Here is a 15,187-nt window from a genome sequence, read left to right as displayed (position 1 = left end):
GTTCGACGGCCCGTTCGACGGCCTATTCGACGCCGAGGATCACCACCGCGTCGGGCTGACCGCCGTGGTAGACGACGACCTCGGCGGCCGGGTGCTCGCGGCGCAGGTAGTCGGCCAGTTCGTCGGCCAGCGGCTCGGGCGCGTCGGCGCCGAGCAGGACGGTGACGAGTTCGCCGCCGGTGCCCAGGAGGCGTTCCAGCACGCCACACGCGGCCCGGTCCAGCACGTCCACCTCCGCCGGCCCGGGTTCGATCAGCACGACCTCCCCGTCGGCGAAGCCGAGGACGTCACCGGCGGCGCACGCCCCGACCCAGGTGATGCCGGCCTCGGCGGCGACCGTGACCTCGCCCCGCCGGGTGGCCGCCGCCGCCTCGGCCATGGCGACCACGTCGTCCCCCGCGCGCCGGCGCGGGTCGTGCACGGCCACCGCCGCGAGCACCTGCACCGGCGACGCACACGGCACGACGACGACGTCCTGCCCGGCGGCCACCGCCCGGATGGACGCCTCGTCGGCGGCCTCCACCAGCGCCGACTCGGCGGGTAACACGGTCACGTGCGCCGCCCCGGTCGCGGTGATGGCGCTGACCAGCCCGAACGTGGGGTCGCCCCGGTCGACGGGGACGACCGTGACCCCCTCCCCCGCCAGCAGGTCTGCCAGCTCGGCCGCCCGCACCGGCACCACCACCGCCCGGTCCCGCACGAACCGGGAGGACTCGGCCGTGGGCGCGTCGGCGAACCGGGCGACCCGGATCTGCCGTGGCCGCCCGGTCTCGACACCGACCTCGATCGCCGCCCCGACGTCGTTGCAGTGCACGTGCACGGTCCACAGCCCGGTCCCGTCGCCCACGACGGAGACACAGTCCCCCAGCCCGACCAGCGTGTCCCGCAGCCGGCCGACCGGATCGCCCCCGTCGGCGGCGGGCACGTCCTCCAGCAGGTACATGACCTCGTAGGCGAACTGGTCCGAGCCGGACTCCCGCGCCGTGTACATCGACAGTTCCGGCGCCGGCATCTCCCGCGCCCTGGCGGCGGCCACGAGGGCCGCCGGCTGCTCGTTCACCACCGCGACCAGCGCCTCCAACAACACGACGACCCCGCGTCCCCCCGCGTCCACCACCCCCGCGTCGGCGAGCACCGCCAACTGCCGGGGCGTGTCCGCCAACGCCGACGCGGCCCCCGCCGCCGCGGCGGCCGCGACCTCCCCCAACTCCTCGGCGTCCCGCGCCGCCGAGGCGGCCGCCGCGATCACGCTGAGCATCGTGCCCGCCACCGGCTCGGCCACCGCCGCCTCGGCCCGGCGCGCTGCGGCCGCCAACGCCGCCCGCAGCGCGGGCCCGTCACACTCGACCGCCGGGTCGGTCACCGCGTCCGCGAACCCCCGCAACACCTGCGAGACGATGACCCCGGAGTTCCCCCTGGCGCCGGCCAGCGCGCCGCGCGCCAGGGCGGTCAACGCCGCCCCCGCCACCGACCGCGTCCTGGCCGGTGCGCGCAGCAGGCCGTCCAACGCGGCGCGCATCGTGTGCAGCAGGTTGGACCCGGTGTCCCCGTCGGCCACCGGAAAGACGTTGATCCGGTCGATGGCGTCCCGATGCGCGTCGAGCGACTGCACACAGGCGACCGCCCAGCGGCGCACGGCGGGCGCGTCCAGTGACCGCAGCATGAGTCCTCCCCGTGCGCCGGCGACATGCGGAGACTAGTGGGCCGGCTGGTCGGGCGCCGAGGCGTGCTGTGTATTCTGTCAACGCCTGCTCGGCACGAGCGCCGACAGGGATAGCGTGCTGACCGTATCCGGTCGGTGTTTCCCCGAGAAAGGAGTGCCTGACGTGGCTGCCGTCTGCGACGTCTGTGGCAAGGGGCCAGGCTTCGGCAAGTCGGTCTCGCACTCGCACCGGCGCACGAGTCGCCGGTGGAACCCGAACATTCAGAGCGTGCGCGCGAGGATCGGCATCTCGCAGCGTAAGCGGCTGAACGTGTGCACCTCTTGCCTGAAGGCCGGCAAGGTTACTCGCGGCTGAGATCGAGACGTGAAAGGCCGGACTCCTCAGGAGTCCGGCCTTTTTTATTTGCCGCCCGCCCAGGAGACTCCTCGACCGAGGCCGGGTTCGCCGCGGCGGGCTCGAACCGCGCGGCCCACCAGCCCTGTCCCAGCACCTCGTGACCCCGACCCCCACGTCGACTTTTCCAGGGTTTTGCCTGGTCAGGGCCGTGGGGATCCCCCCGTTTTCCAGTCTATCGCGCGGTACCGACAGTTCTTGGCGACGAAGGCCGGGGCTGTGGATGGTTGTCGGGAACTAGGGCAGCTTCCAGTCCACAGGGGAGGCTCCCTGCTTCTCCAGCAGTTCGTTGGCCCGGGAGAACGGCCGGGACCCGAAGAACCCCGACCGGGCCGACAACGGGCTCGGATGCGCCGACTCGATACACGGCACCGGATCCAGCAGCGGCTTCAGGTTCCGCGCGTTGCGTCCCCACAGGATCGCCACCAGCGGCCCGCCGCGCGCCGCCAGCGCCCGGATCGCCTGCTCGGTGACCTCCTCCCACCCCTTGCCCTGGTGGGAGTTGGGCCGGCCGGGCTCGACGGTCAGTGCCCTGTTCAGCAGCAGCACACCGTTCTCGGTCCACCGGGACAGGTCGCCGTTGGTGGGCCGGGGGTGCCCCAGGTCCTCGCCGTACTCCTGGTAGATGTTCACCAGGCTCTTGGGCAGCGGGCGAACGTCCGGCGCCACCGAGAAGCACAGTCCGATCGGATGTCCTGGCGTGGGGTACGGGTCCTGGCCGACGATCAGGACGCGGACGTCCGCGAACGGTTGTTGGAACGCGCGCAGCACGTGCTCACCGGCGGGCAGGTATTTCCGCCCGGCGGCGATCTCGGCGCGGAGGAACTCGCCCATCGCGGCGATGCGGTCCTCGACCGGGGCAAGGGCCGTGGCCCAACCGGGTTCGACTATTTCGGACAGGGGTCGTGCCGTCACGGCAGCAGACCCTATCGGGTGGCTCAGGACAGCCGGCGCAGACCCTTACGGTACGTGGCGATGCGCGCCACGTAGTTGGTGACGATGCCGGTCACCATCTCCTCGGGCACCTCGTAGGCCTCGCGCAACCGCGCGGGCACACCGAGTGCCATGCGGCGGGCGGGAATGTGGCCGTTGAACGACATGACCGCCCCGGCCCCGAGGACCGCGCCGTCCTCCAGCACCGATCCGTTGAGCAGCACCGAGCCGGACGCCACCAGGCACCCCGTGCCGATCGTGGCGCCCTCGATGTGGGCGTTGTGGCCGACGGCGGAGTCGGCGCCGATCCTGGTCGGGTGCCACTCGGTGCAGTGGACGATGGTGCCGTCCTGGACGTTGGTCCGCTCCCCCACCCAGATCCCGCCGGAGTCGCCGCGCAGCACGGCCGTCGGCCACACCGACGCCCCGGCCGCCAGGTGGACGTTGCCGATCACCACCGCGTCGGGGTGGACGTAGGCGTCCGGGTGGATGGACGGTTCGTGGTCTCCTAGCGCGTAGACGGGCACACGGGCTCCTCGGCGTTCTCGGCGAGCATCCTTCCCAGGTGCACGGCGGTCGGCTGGTCGGCGTAGTAGCCGAACCGGGGCACCTCCGCGTACCCGGACGAGCGGTACAGCGCGATCGCCTCCGGCTGACGTAAGCCGGTCTCCAGCACGATCCGCCGCCGGCCGGCGGCGGCCGCGGTGCGTTCCAGTTCGGCGAGCATCGCCCTGGCCAGGCCGAGGCCGCGCCCGGCGGGGCGGACGTACATCCGTTTCAGCTCCGCCGCGTCCTCGCCGTACACCCGCCAGCCGCCGCAGGCGACCGGGGCTCCGTCGTGGTAGCCGACCAGGAACAGGCCCTCCGGCGGGGCGAACTGGGCCGGGTCGACCGGGGTGTGGTCGATCTCGCCGTACCGGACGACGTACTCCTGCTGCACCTCGGCGATCAGTGCGACCGCGTCCGGGTGGTCGTAGGGGATGACATCGATGCGCACTCCCCGATCCTGCCCGCGCGGACCGCCGGGACGCCATGCGGCCTGGGTCACCGCCAGTGCTGCCACCCCGGCGGTTTCTCGTACTCGCGGCCGTCGACCGTGACGCCGCCGCCCCGGCGCACGGTGCCGATCACGGCCCAACCCTGCGGCACGGCGGCCGGGTCGGAGAAGGTCGCCGCCAGCGCGTGGTCCTCGCCGCCGGTGAGCACCCAGTGCCGGGCGTCGGCGCCGAGCGCGGAGGCGACCTCCACCAGCCGCTGGTGCACCAGTACCTGCGAGGTCTGCACGTCGATGGCCACACTGGACGCGGTCGCCACGTGCGCGAGGTCGGCGAGCAGCCCGTCGGACAGGTCGATCATCGAGGTGGCGCCGGCCTGCGCGGCCTGCGGGCCGGCCGGGTAGGGCGGTTCGGGCGAGCGGTAGGCGCCGACGACCGACACCGGCGAGCGGAATCCCCGGCCGAGAACGGCCAGTCCGGCGGCCGACCAGCCGAGGCGACCGCACACCGCGACGACGTCGCCGGGCAGGGCTCCGCCACGCGTGATCGGGGCGCGACCTTCGAGATCTCCCAGGGCGGTGACCGAGATCACGATCTGTTCGGCGGCGACCACATCACCCCCGACGATCCCCGCGCCGGCGCGGGCCGCCTCCTGCCACATGCCCGACACCATGCCCTCGATCACCTCGGCGGGGGTGGTCCTCGGGCAGGCGACGCCGACGAGCAGTCCGGTGGGCACGGCGCCCATCGCGGCGATGTCCGACACGTTGACCGCGATCGCTTTGCGCCCAACGTGTTCCGGCGTCGACCAGTCCATCCGGAAGTGCACGCCCTCGACGAGGACGTCGGTCGTGGTGACCACCCGCCCGTCCGGCGCGGCCACCACGGCGGCGTCGTCGCCGGGCCCGAGCAGGGTCGTCGCCGGCTGGCGACGGCCCGCCGTGACCCTGCGAATCAGCCCGAACTCGCCGACGTCCCCCACGGTCTCCCGCGGTTCATCGCTCTCTGGCACGACCACCTCCGATAGTCGGATCCCCAAACGATCGAGAACTGCGGTATCTTTTGCTGCTCACGTTCCTACCTCTTGAGGACTGTTCGACACGAAGGGGCGCGCCGTGGTCCACGCGTACATCCTGATCCAAACGGAAGTCGGTCAGGCCGCCGCGGTCGCCGCCAAGATCGCGGAGATCGCCGGGGTGACCACGGCCGAGGATGTCACGGGCCCCTACGACGTGATAGTTCGCGCCGAGGCGGAGAACGTCGACCTCCTCGGCCAACTGGTGGTGGCCCGCATCCAGAACGTGGACGGGATCACCCGAACACTGACCTGCCCGGTGGTGCATCTCTAGGACCTGCTCTAGTTGGGGCCGTGTCGGACAAGCAACCTTCGCCGGTCGCGCTGTGGGTCGCGGCGGGGCTGGTCGGTCTGTTGTTGGTCGGTGTGGTCGTACTGAGCCAGGTCCTCGGTGGCGAGGGTGACGGTACGGGCACCGGCCGTGCGAATGACGGTGCGGATGATGCCACGACCGCCACGACCGGGCCCGCGCGCACCGGTCCGGTTCCGTTGGTGCCGGTGGACGCCCCGTCGGCCGGTTCGGCCGAGTGCGCGGCGCTGACCGCCGCGCTGCCCGAGGAACTGCCCGACACCGGTGACCCGTTGCGCCGGCTCCCGATCGCCGAACCGGCCCCGCCGGCCACCGCCGCCTGGGGCACCGACCGGGGCGAGCCGGTGGTGCTGCGCTGCGGGCTGTCCCGGCCGGCGGAGCTGAACCCGGTCTCGGACCTGACGGTGATCGACGGCGTCCAGTGGCTGACCGTGGTCGACCCGGCGGGCGCGCGGACCAGCTACGTGGTGGACCGGCCGGTGTACGCGGCGGTGACGTTGCCGCCGGAGACCGGAACCGGCTCCCTGCAGCAGCTGTCGGCCACCATCGCCGCGACCCTGGCCGCCACTCCGGTCGAGGTCCGGTAGCCGCTCACCCCAGCCTGATGTGCCGCAGGCCGACGCCCGCCCGGCGCAGCCGTCCGCGCAGCGCGGAGTCGGTGTTGGGCGCCAGGGTGAGCCCGGCCGAGGCGGCGATCCGCTCCGCCACGCGCGGCACGGTCTGGTCGTCGGTCCACAGGTGTTCGGCGAACTCCGGCTCGGCCAGCCGTCGCAGACACCGGTCGAGGTTGGCCACGGCGAAACTCTCCCGCCGCAGCGCCACGTCGGCGTGACCGACGGCGGCCAGCAGGTGACCGAGGCCGCGTTCGCGCAGCCGGCGCAGCACGGTCTCGCGGGTGGCCAGCAGCGCGAAGTGCCGCACGTCGTGGCCCCGTTCCCGTAGCCGGCCGACGATGTCGGCGAAGTAGGCCGGCTCGACCAGCGTCATCGGTGCGATCACCGGACCACGGTGGTGCGCCAGCACCAGGTCCAGCACCTCGAAGACCCCTTGTCGCCAGGCGGGGAGGTCCTGGAAGTCACCGCGCAGGGCCCGGGGCATCATCCGGTGCAGGCCGAAGCCGACGCGTTCGGGATCGCAGACGACGCTGCCGGGTAACCGGCGGTTCAGTTCGTACGCGGTCTGGGTCTTGCCGCCGCCGAACGGGCCGTTGATCCACAGCAGCATGGTCAGCGCAGTCCGGTGCCCCTGGCGAGGGCCGTGTCGACCAATGTGGACAGCAGGGTCGGGTAGTCGAGGCCGGTGACCGCCCACATCTTGGGGTAGGCGGAGGTGGGGGTGAAGCCGGGCATGGTGTTGAGCTCGTTGATGATCGGCGTGCCGTCGTCGGTGACGAAGAAGTCGACCCTGGCCAGGCCCTGGCCCTCCAGGGCGTGGAAGGCGGTGACGGCCATCGCGCGCAGCCGCTCGACCACGTCGTCGTCGAGTTTGGCCGGGATGTCCAGTTCGCTCACGTCGTCGAGGTACTTGGCCTCGAAGTCGTACCACTCGGGCCCGTCGGCGCTGATCCGGATCTCGGCCGGCAGCGAGGCCTCGACCCGCCCGTCGGGGAACTCCAGCACCCCGCACTCGACCTCGCGGCCGACGATCGCGGCCTCGACGAGCACCTTGGGGTCGATGGCCCGCGCGGCGGCCACCGCACCGTCCAGTTCGGACCAGTCGGCGACCCGGGTGATGCCGGTGGACGAGCCGGCGCGCGCCGGTTTGACGAACACCGGCAGGCCGAGCCGGTCGCGCTGGGCCTGGCTCAGGGTCGCCTCGCCCCGGCGCAGGACCTCGTAGGGGCCGACCGGCAGCCCCTCGGCGACGAGCAGCTTCTTGGTGAACTCCTTGTCCATGGCCACGGAGCTGGCGAGCACCCCGGCGCCGACGTAGGGCAGGCCGACCATCTCCAGCAGGCCCTGGATGGTGCCGTCCTCGCCGTAGGCGCCGTGCAGCACCGGGAACACGACGTCCACTGTGGACAAAACTTCGCCCTCGCGACCCCGTTCGAGCACCACCAGGCTGGTGGTCGTCGGGTCGGCCGGCAGGGTCAGCACGGTGCCGCCGCTGACCGTCGGCAGCGTGCGGTCGGCGATCTCCAGCCGCGCGGGATCGGCGGGGCCGAGCACCCAGGCGCCCCGCTCGGTGATGCCCACCGGCAGGACCTCGAAACGGGAGGTGTCGAGGTTGGCGAGCACGCTCGCCGCGGACACACAGGACACCCCGTGCTCGCTGCTGCGTCCACCGAACACGACTGCCACGCGGATACGCTCTTGGCTGGCCATGGCGCCCGACCCTACCCGGCCTCCTCAGCCACCGCCGCGCACCAGTTCCACCAGCACCGGCAGCGCGTCGTGCAGTTCCTCGCGCGAGCACGCGGCGTAGCCCAGGGCGATGCCGAACCACCGCGCGCGGCCCACGTGGTGGCGGGCAAGGCCGTCGAGCAGCAGCCGCCGGCCCAGTGCCCGGCGGACCAGCTCACGCTCGGCCTCGGCGCTGGACACCGGCACCACGACGTGCGCCCCCGCCTCGTCGCCGAGCACCCTGACCCCGCCGCGCACCAACGTGTCCACCACCAGCGAGCGGCGCTCGGACAGCTCGCGGCGCAGCCGCCGCAGGTGCCGGCCGAGGTCGCCGTTGCGGGCGAACTCGACCACCACGAGCTGGCCGGCCGGCGCCGGCCCGGAGCCGGTGCGGTCGCGGTGGGCCAGGACCGCGCTGACGACCCGGGGCGGGGCGACCATCCAGCCGATGCCCAGCGTCGGGGTGAGGATCTTGCTGGTGGTGCCCAGATGCACGACGACGTCCGGGGCCAGCGCGGCCAGCAGCGGCAGCGGGGCGACGTCGTAGCGCAGCTCGCCGTCGTAGTCGTCCTCGATGACCAGCCAGCCGCGTTCGCGCGCGCTCTCCACCAGCGCCACCCGCCGCGCGGCCGACATCCGGCCGCCCAGCGGGTACTGGTGGGCCGGCGAGCAGTAGACCGCGCGGGCGGTCGCCGGCACCGAGTCGATCACCAGGCCGTCGGCGTCCACCGGCGCCGGCACGACGGTCAGCCCGGCGCCGCGCAGCGCGCCGACGGCCCGCTGGTAGCCGGGTTCCTCGACGGCGACCACGTCGCCGGGCTGGAGCACGGCGTTGGCCAGTTCGGCGGCCGCGTAGCTGGTGCCCGAGGTCGCCAGGACGGCCTCGTGCCCGTCCCGGCCGGACAGGGTGCCGGTCAGGAGGCCGGACAGGGTTCCCACGCGCAGGCCGCGGTGGCGCAGCAGGTGCTCGGCCACCGTGGCGCGGTAGGCGGGCAGGCCGGCGCGGGTGGGGCGCACCATCGGCGGCACGTGCGCGGCGGCCCGCCACGCGCGCCGCCAGGCGGCCTGGTCGATGCCGCCGGCCCACGGCGAGCCGGGGGTCAGGTCGACGGCCGACTCGTCGGCGGTGGTGTGGCGCACGGGCCCGGTCGACGGGCCGCGCGTGCCGGGCGGCTCGGTGGTCACGTAGGTGCCCGAGCCGTGCCGGCCGGCGATCCAGCCCTCGGCGTGCAGCTGTTCGTAGGCGGCGGCGGTCACCGTCCGGCTCACGCCCAGCTCGCCGGCCAACGCGCGGGTCGAGGGCAGCCGGTCACCGCTGCGCAGCCGGCCGTCGCCGGCGGCGGCGCGCAGCTGCTCGGCGAGCTGGACGGCCAGCGGCGTGGGTGACGCGCGGTCGAGCGTCACCGGCAGGACGGGTGTCTCCGGCATGAAAGTGGCCTTCCAAAAACGACTACCTGTGGCCCTTCAAGGATGCCACTACGGCGGCGATGCTGGTCAGGTGAGTGAACTGTCTCCCACCGAACGCAGCACCATCCACCGAGGCCGCAAGCGGGCCGTCACCGACCGCGACGCACTGCACGCCGTCCTGGACGCCGGGCTGATCTGCCACCTCGCGTTCGTCGCCGACGGTGCCCCGGTCGTCCTGCCGACCGGGTACGGGCGCCACGGCGACACCCTCTACCTGCACGGCTCCACCGGCGCGGCGAGCCTGCGCGCGGCCGGGGCCGGGGCCGAGATCTGCGTCAACGTCACCCTGCTCGACGGGATCGTCTACAGCCGCGCGGTGTTCCACTTCTCCGCCAACTACCGCTCGGCGGTCGTCCACGGCCAGGCCGAGCCGGTGACCGGCCGCGAGGAGAAACTCGCCGCGCTGCGGGTCATCACCGAGCACCTGGCGCCCGGCTCCTGGGACTACGCGCGCGAACCCAACCAGCGTGAACTGGCCGCCACGGCCGTCCTCGCGCTGGACCTGACCGAGGCCGCCGTGAAGATCCGCACCGGCCCGCCCGGCGACGAGCCCGAGGACCTCGACCGCCCGACCTGGGCCGGGTGGCTGCCGCTGCACCGGTCCTGGGGCACCCCGCGGGACTGCCCGCTGCTGCCCGATGGCGTCGCCGTGCCCGCGCACGTGACCGGCCGGCCGGCGCCCGATCAGGACACCCGCGACAGCGCCACCGGGTAGTCACGCACGGTCCGCTCGGCGCGGTAGACGTGCAGGCTCACCGCCGGGTCGGGGCCGTCGTTGCGCACCCGGTGGACGTAGCCGGGCGCGAACACCCGCGACTGCCCGGCCACCAGCCGCCGCGTCGAGCCGTCGCGCAGCACGTGCTCGGTCAGCTCGCCGGACACCACGGTGAACGCGCCGGTGCTCGCCCCGTGGTCGTGCGGCAGGGCGCCCTGGCCGGGCAGCCAGCTCATCAGCCAGACCTCCTGGCCGGGCACGCGGTGCACGAGGGCGACGTAACGCTCGTCGGGGTCGTAGCGCAGCAGGTGCGCCCACCGGCGGCGGTCGGCGGCGAACTGCCGGGCGATCAGTGCGGGGTGCACCGTCGGGGCGACGGCGGCGGAGGCGATGGTGTTGTCCGGCACGGCGAACATGGGTCTCCCTGGACCTTCCCTGGCGAGGCTGCGGTGGGCGGCGGCTCGATCAGTGGGAAGGACACAGCGCGCTGGCGACTCGGCAGAAGCGCACGCTGGTGGACACGACACCCAGGACACCAGTGGACCGCCCGGTGGTCAAGGCGGTCCACCCAGTGGGATGACCGGGGGCTCAGCGTTCCGGCTTGGTCTTGCGACCGATGAGGTCGGCGGCCATCTCCCTCGGGTCGAACCCGTCGTGGCAGACGCGGTGCACGACCTCGGTGATCGGCATCTCCACCCCGTGGCGCATCGCCAGGTCCCGGATCGACGAGCAGGACTTGACGCCCTCGGCGACCTGCCCGTGCGCGGCGTCCTGGGCCTGGCGCACGGTCTCGCCCCGGCCCAGCCGCTCGCCGAAGGTCCGGTTGCGCGACAGCGGCGACGAACAGGTCGCCACCAGGTCACCGAGACCGGCCAGGCCGGCGAAGGTCATCGGGTCCGCGCCCAGCGCCACCCCCAGCCGCGCGGTCTCGGCCAGCCCACGGGTGATCAGCGTGGCCAGCGTGTTGTCACCGAAACCGAGCCCGCCGGCCATGCCGCAGGACAACGCGATCACGTTCTTGCACGCCCCACCCAGCTCCGCGCCGACCACGTCGGTGATGGTGTACGGGCGGAAGTAGCCGGTGGTGCACGCCTGCTGCACCCGCACGGCCCGGTCGTGGTCGGTACAGGCGATCACCGCCGCGGTGGGCTGCTCGGCGGCGATCTCCTTGGCCAGGTTGGGTCCGGACACCACCGCGACCTGGTTCTCCGGCACCCCCAACACCTCGACGACCACCTGCGACATCCGCGCCAGCGTGCCCAGCTCCACGCCCTTGGCCAGCGAGATCAGCGTCACCGACGGGTCGATCAGGCCCCGCCACGCGGTCAGGTTGTGCCGCAGGCTCTGGCTGGGCACCGCCAGGACCACCGCCGACGCCCCCGCCAACGCCACCCGGGGATCCGAAGTGGACTTCAGGGTGGCCGGCAGCTCCACCCCCGGCAGGTAGTCGGGGTTGGTCCGGCTGGTCGTGATCGACTCGGCGACCGAGGCCCGGCGCGCCCACAACGTCACCTCGCTGCCCGCGTCGGCGAGCACCTTCGCGAACGTGGTGCCCCACGACCCGGCACCGAACACGGCGATCGGTCCCATGGGTCAGTCCGCGCGCTTGCGGCCGGGCACGAAGAACTCCTCCGGCGCCTGCTCCTGCCGGATCTCGGCCAGCAGGTCCCGCACCTGGACCATCAGCAGGTCGGTCACCTCGCGCAACAGGTCGGTGGTGATGGGCTGGCCCCGGTAGGCCGACAGGTCGACCGGCTCGCCCACCTTGATGTGCACCTTCTTGCGCGGGAACGGCCGGAACTTCTTCGTGTACCCGTCGAAGATGTGGTTGGTGCCCCAGCGGGCCGCCGGGATCACCGGAACGTCGTTGTCCAGCGCGATCCGCGCCACCCCGGTCCGCGCCCGCATCGGCCAGCCGGTGGGGTCCTTGGTGATCGTGCCCTCCGGGTAGATCACCACCAGTTTGCCCTCGCGCAACGCGTCGTTGGCGTGGTGCAGGCTCTCCGAGGCGCCGGAGGACCGCCGCGTCACCGGGATGCTGCCCGCACCGCCGATCATGTGCTTGAACACCGGTGTGTTGAACAGGCTCTCCTTGGCCAGGAACCGGGGTACCCGGCCCTGCCGGTGCACGAACACCGCGTCGACCGGCGGGTCCAGGTGCGAGACGTGGTTCATCACCAGCAGCATGCCGCCCTCGCGGCGCAGGCGCTCCCTGCCCTGCGGCAGCGTCTTGCCGATCCAGGAGAGCGGGTAGAAGATCAACGCGGTCATCGTGACCCAGAAGCCGCTCTTCTCGATTCGTGCCGGCACGTGCGCTCCTCACTTCGTCGTCGGATGACGTGAGTATGCCCCGGTCGTGAGGTGGCACTCGCACCTGCGCCACCATGTGCTTCGTGGAGCAGGGAGTTGACCTGGTGGTGCCGATCAAACGGCTGGACCGCGCGAAGACCCGGCTGCGGGGCGCGATCGGTGGCCCGCACGCCGAGGTGGTGCTCGCGTTGTTGCTGGACACGGTGGCCGCGGCCGCCTCGGCGCGGGGCGTGCGGCGGGTGCTGGTGGTGTGTGAGGACACCCGGGTCGCCAAGGAGATCGCCGCGGAACTGGCCGGAACCGGCGTGGAACCGGTCGACGAGGGCGGCCTGCCCGGCCTCAACGCGGCCCTCCAGCACGGCGCCGACCTGGTGCGCGCCGACGATCCCGGCGGTGTGGTCGGCGCGTTGCAGGCCGACCTGCCGGCGCTGCGCCCGGAGGATCTCACCGCCGCCATCACCGAGGCCGGTGGGCGGCGGGCGTTCTGCGCCGACCGGCAGACGACCGGGACCACGCTGCTGCTCTCCGCGCCCGGCGCACCGCTGGACCCGCGCTTCGGCACCGGGTCCGCGCACGCACATCTGGCCAGTGGCGCGGTCGCGGTGCGCGCCGGACTCGCCACGCTGCGCTGTGACGTGGACACCGCGGCGGATCTCGCCGAGGCGACCGCTCTCGGGCTGGGCCAGCGCACCGCGTATGCCCTGGCGAAACGATCGACCGCCGGCCCGTGATTGCTGGACAATGGGGGTGTGAGCACGGAGAGCATGGAGCAGCCGAGCACCCCGACCACCACCTCCGACACCGCCGGCGCGACCGCGTCCGGCGCCCCGACCGCGCCACCCGCCGTCACCGCCCCCGAGCCACGGGGCGTGCCCTCCGCGCCGCCGGCGGTCACCCCGCAGGTCAGCCAGAACGAGCCGCCCGACCTGCCCGACGACCGCTACCTCAACCGTGAACTGTCCTGGTTGGACTTCAATGCCCGGGTGCTGGCGCTGGCCGAGGACGCCTCCCAGCCGCTGCTCGAGCGGGCCAAGTTCCTGTCGATCTTCGCGTCCAATCTGGACGAGTTCTACATGGTGCGGGTCGCCGGGCTCAAGCGCCGCGAGGAGACCGGGCTGACCGTGCGCAGCGCCGACGGTCTCACCCCTCGCGAGCAGCTGTCCTACATCGCCAAACGCAACCAGGAACTGGCCGAACAGCACGCCGCCGCCTGGGAGATGCGGCTGCGCCCGACGCTGGCCGAGCGCGGGATCCGGGTCGCCGGCTGGGCCGAACTGACCGAGGAGCAGCACGAACGGCTCACCCGCTACTTCCGCGAGCAGATCTTCCCGGTGCTCACGCCGCTCGCGGTCGACCCGTCCCACCCCTTCCCCTACATCTCCGGTCTGTCGCTCAACCTCGCGGTGACCGTGCGGGACCCGGCCGGCGGCGGCGAACGCTTCGCCAGGGTCAAGGTGCCGGACAACGTGTCCCGCCTCGTTCCGGTCGACCGCGCCCGCGACGCCCACGACACCACGTTCCTTCCGCTGGAGGAGCTGATCGCCGCGCACCTGGGCGACCTGTTCACCGGAATGCAGGTCACCGAGGTGCACGCGTTCCGGGTCACCCGCAACGCCGACCTGGAGGTCGAGGAGGACCAGGACGAGGACCTGCTCAAGGCGCTGGAACGGGAACTGGCGCAGCGTCGCTTCGGGCCGCCGGTGCGGCTGGAGGTCGCCGACGACATGAGCGAGCACATGCTCGAACTGTTGCTGCGCGAACTGGAGGTCGACCCGCACGACGTGGTCGTGGTGCCGGGACTGCTCGACCTGGTGTGCCTGTGGCAGCTCTACGGCGTGGACCGGGTGGAGCTCAAGGACCCGCCGTTCGTGCCGGCCACCCATCCCGCCTTCGGCGAACGCGAGTCGCCCAAGAGCGTGTTCGCCGCGCTGCGCGACGAGGGCGACGTGCTGGTGCACCACCCGTACGACTCGTTCTCGACCAGCGTGCAGCGGTTCATCGAGCAGGCCGCCAACGACCCGAAGGTGCTGGCCATCAAGCAGACGCTCTACCGCACCTCCGGTGACTCGCCGATCGTCGACGCGCTGATCGACGCCGCCGAGGCCGGCAAGCAGGTCGTGGCACTGGTGGAGATCAAGGCGCGCTTCGACGAGCAGGCCAACATCAAGTGGGCACGCAAGCTGGAGAAGGCCGGCGTGCACGTGGTGTACGGGATGGTCGGGCTCAAGACGCACTGCAAGACCGCGCTCGTGGTGCGCCAGGAGGGCTCGGTCATCCGCCGCTACTGCCACATCGGCACCGGCAACTACAACCCGAAGACCGCCCGGCTCTACGAGGACATCGGCCTGCTCACCGCCGAGCCGTCGATCGGCGCGGACCTCACCGACCTGTTCAACGTGCTGACCGGCTACGCCCGCCAGGACGAGTACCGCAGCCTTCTGGTGGCGCCGTACGGGATCCGGCGCGGGATCGTCGAGCTGATCCACCGGGAGATCGAGCACCTGCGCGCCGGGCGGCCGGCGGGGGTGCGGATCAAAATCAACTCCCTGGTCGACGAGCAGGTCGTGGACGCGCTGTACCGGGCGTCGCAGGCCGGGGTGGAGGTGGACATCGTGGTTCGGGGGATCTGCGCGTTGAAGCCGGGAATCGCCGGGCTCTCGGAGAACATCCGGGTGCGTTCCATTCTCGGACGGTTCCTGGAGCACTCCAGGGTGTTCCATTTCGTCGGTTCGGACGAGCACTGGATCGGCAGTGCCGACCTCATGCACCGCAATCTGGACCGCCGGGTCGAGGTGCAGGTCAGAATCACCGATCCCCGGCTCACCGCGCAGCTGGACGCGATGTTCACCTCCGCGCTCGACCCCTCCACCCGGTGCTGGGTGCTCGAGCACGACGGGGACTGGACCGCGTCCCCGGCGGACGGTTCCTCGGTCAGGGACCACCAGGCCCAACTACTGTCCCGGCACCTGTCCCAGGGATAGTC

17 protein-coding genes are annotated in these 15,187 nt (G+C 72.6%); 6 read left to right on the top strand and 11 right to left on the bottom strand.

The annotated features are described in order from the left end of the window. Positions 1-22: 22 nt before the first annotated feature. Positions 23-1,663: a DAK2 domain-containing protein gene (locus tag BLA60_RS23570; protein ID WP_245812107.1), complete on the bottom strand. Its 1,641-nt coding sequence runs from the start codon at positions 1,661-1,663 to the stop codon at positions 23-25. Between the two features lie 163 nt (positions 1,664-1,826). On the opposite strand from BLA60_RS23570, the gene rpmB reads away from it, so the two are divergent. Beyond that, a complete protein-coding gene (gene rpmB / locus BLA60_RS23565) occupies positions 1,827-2,018 on the top strand; it encodes a 50S ribosomal protein L28 (protein ID WP_075135140.1) in 192 nt (63 codons plus the stop codon). Between the two features lie 276 nt (positions 2,019-2,294). Here rpmB and BLA60_RS23560 read toward each other — a convergent pair whose 3' ends face one another. Genes BLA60_RS23560 through BLA60_RS23545 form a run of 4 tightly spaced genes read right to left on the bottom strand, consistent with a single transcriptional unit; the run spans position 2,295 to position 4,997 of the window. After that, on the bottom strand, positions 2,295-2,972 hold the full coding sequence (locus BLA60_RS23560; protein WP_075135139.1) for a uracil-DNA glycosylase: 678 nt from the start codon (positions 2,970-2,972) through the stop codon (positions 2,295-2,297). Positions 2,973-2,995: 23 nt separating this feature from the next. Beyond that, the gene (locus tag BLA60_RS23555; protein ID WP_075135138.1) at positions 2,996-3,517 is read right to left on the bottom strand and encodes a gamma carbonic anhydrase family protein; all 522 of its coding nucleotides are present in this window, start codon (positions 3,515-3,517) and stop codon (positions 2,996-2,998) included. Beyond that, positions 3,499-3,987: a GNAT family N-acetyltransferase gene (locus BLA60_RS23550; RefSeq protein ID WP_075135137.1), complete on the bottom strand. Its 489-nt coding sequence runs from the start codon at positions 3,985-3,987 to the stop codon at positions 3,499-3,501. The genes BLA60_RS23555 and BLA60_RS23550 overlap by 19 nt, the downstream gene beginning before the upstream one ends. A gap of 47 nt (positions 3,988-4,034) precedes the next feature. Next, on the bottom strand, positions 4,035-4,997 hold the full coding sequence (locus BLA60_RS23545; RefSeq protein ID WP_154814536.1) for a thiamine-phosphate kinase: 963 nt from the start codon (positions 4,995-4,997) through the stop codon (positions 4,035-4,037). 103 nt (positions 4,998-5,100) lie between these two features. Between BLA60_RS23545 and BLA60_RS23540 the strand changes: the two genes are divergently transcribed. Together BLA60_RS23540 and BLA60_RS23535 are read left to right on the top strand one after the other, a co-directional pair. After that, the gene (locus BLA60_RS23540) at positions 5,101-5,334 is read left to right on the top strand and encodes an Lrp/AsnC ligand binding domain-containing protein (protein WP_075135135.1); all 234 of its coding nucleotides are present in this window, start codon (positions 5,101-5,103) and stop codon (positions 5,332-5,334) included. 20 nt (positions 5,335-5,354) lie between these two features. Beyond that, positions 5,355-5,957 carry a DUF3515 domain-containing protein gene (locus BLA60_RS23535; RefSeq protein ID WP_075135134.1) on the top strand — a complete coding sequence of 201 codons (603 nt, stop codon included), beginning with the start codon at positions 5,355-5,357 and terminating at the stop codon, positions 5,955-5,957. Positions 5,958-5,961: 4 nt separating this feature from the next. Here the strand turns inward: BLA60_RS23535 and BLA60_RS23530 are convergent, their stop codons facing one another. From BLA60_RS23530 to pdxR, 3 genes are read right to left on the bottom strand one after another with little or no spacing between them, the layout of a single operon-like run. Continuing rightward, positions 5,962-6,594, bottom strand: a complete 633-nt coding sequence (locus BLA60_RS23530) for an AAA family ATPase (RefSeq protein ID WP_075135133.1) — start codon at positions 6,592-6,594, stop codon at positions 5,962-5,964. Between the two features lie 2 nt (positions 6,595-6,596). Continuing rightward, positions 6,597-7,694, bottom strand: a complete 1,098-nt coding sequence (locus tag BLA60_RS23525; protein WP_075135132.1) for a D-alanine--D-alanine ligase family protein — start codon at positions 7,692-7,694, stop codon at positions 6,597-6,599. Between the two features lie 24 nt (positions 7,695-7,718). Then, the gene (gene pdxR, locus BLA60_RS23520) at positions 7,719-9,140 is read right to left on the bottom strand and encodes a MocR-like pyridoxine biosynthesis transcription factor PdxR (RefSeq protein ID WP_075135131.1); all 1,422 of its coding nucleotides are present in this window, start codon (positions 9,138-9,140) and stop codon (positions 7,719-7,721) included. A 70-nt stretch (positions 9,141-9,210) separates the two neighbouring features. On the opposite strand from pdxR, the gene BLA60_RS23515 reads away from it, so the two are divergent. Next, on the top strand, positions 9,211-9,894 hold the full coding sequence (locus BLA60_RS23515; protein ID WP_075135130.1) for a pyridoxamine 5'-phosphate oxidase family protein: 684 nt from the start codon (positions 9,211-9,213) through the stop codon (positions 9,892-9,894). On the opposite strand, the gene BLA60_RS23510 is transcribed toward BLA60_RS23515, so the two are convergent. The 3 genes from BLA60_RS23510 to BLA60_RS23500 form a co-directional block, all read right to left on the bottom strand. Continuing rightward, a complete protein-coding gene (locus BLA60_RS23510; RefSeq protein WP_075135129.1) occupies positions 9,864-10,310 on the bottom strand; it encodes a cysteine dioxygenase in 447 nt (148 codons plus the stop codon). The genes BLA60_RS23515 and BLA60_RS23510 overlap by 31 nt on opposite strands. A 172-nt stretch (positions 10,311-10,482) precedes the next feature. Continuing rightward, a complete protein-coding gene (locus tag BLA60_RS23505; protein WP_075135128.1) occupies positions 10,483-11,484 on the bottom strand; it encodes an NAD(P)H-dependent glycerol-3-phosphate dehydrogenase in 1,002 nt (333 codons plus the stop codon). A 3-nt stretch (positions 11,485-11,487) separates the two neighbouring features. Further along, positions 11,488-12,165 carry a lysophospholipid acyltransferase family protein gene (locus BLA60_RS23500; protein ID WP_075135262.1) on the bottom strand — a complete coding sequence of 226 codons (678 nt, stop codon included), beginning with the start codon at positions 12,163-12,165 and terminating at the stop codon, positions 11,488-11,490. 122 nt (positions 12,166-12,287) lie between these two features. Here BLA60_RS23500 and cofC point away from each other — a divergent pair, with 122 nt between their 5' ends. Then, positions 12,288-12,935 carry a 2-phospho-L-lactate guanylyltransferase gene (cofC, locus tag BLA60_RS23495; protein ID WP_425427082.1) on the top strand — a complete coding sequence of 216 codons (648 nt, stop codon included), beginning with the start codon at positions 12,288-12,290 and terminating at the stop codon, positions 12,933-12,935. 33 nt (positions 12,936-12,968) lie between these two features. Beyond that, positions 12,969-15,185 (top strand): RNA degradosome polyphosphate kinase, encoded by a 2,217-nt coding sequence (locus BLA60_RS23490; protein WP_084735209.1) that lies wholly within the window; start codon positions 12,969-12,971, stop codon positions 15,183-15,185. Positions 15,186-15,187 lie beyond the last annotated feature (2 nt).

The organism is Actinophytocola xinjiangensis, from assembly GCF_001921215.1.
Classification (GTDB): domain Bacteria; phylum Actinomycetota; class Actinomycetes; order Mycobacteriales; family Pseudonocardiaceae; genus Actinophytocola; species Actinophytocola xinjiangensis.
The sequence above is the reverse complement of the archived record's forward strand: the minus strand, read 5'-3'. Positions and strand labels throughout refer to the sequence as shown.